The sequence below is a fragment of the Mycolicibacterium rhodesiae genome (assembly GCF_002086695.1).
GTDB lineage: Bacteria > Actinomycetota > Actinomycetes > Mycobacteriales > Mycobacteriaceae > Mycobacterium > Mycobacterium rhodesiae.
This window is the reverse complement of the sequence record NZ_MVIH01000050.1, coordinates 1-350: the sequence shown is the minus strand read 5'-3', so window position 1 is coordinate 350 and position 350 is coordinate 1. Positions and strand designations below refer to the sequence as shown.

Genomic DNA, 350 nt, shown 5'->3' with positions numbered 1-350 from the left:
TAGGTGTGGATCAACAGGATCGTGATGGCCATCAGGATTGCTTGCAGGAAACTCCACAACAAGTCGATGGGATTCAAAAACGTGTTGAAGTAGTGGTCATACAAGCCCCCGGATTGGCCGAAGAGCACCACGGTGGTGAACTGGCTGGCGACAAACGACAGGATGACCGCGATCGAGTACAGCGGGGTGATCGCCACCATGCCCGCCACGATCCGGGTGCTCACCAGGTATTCGACCGGGGGGATGCCCATCGATTCCAGGGCGTCGATCTCCTCATTGATCCGCATCGCCCCCAACTGGGCGGTCACCCCGGCCCCGAAGGTGGCGGCCAACCCGATCCCGGCCACCAC

General features: G+C 60.6%; 1 protein-coding gene. It reads right to left on the bottom strand.

Going from position 1 to position 350, the window contains the following annotated elements; translation table 11 throughout:
• The coding region (locus tag BST42_RS28890) for an ABC transporter permease (protein ID WP_165760963.1) at positions 1 to 350 on the bottom strand (350 nt) is incomplete at both ends.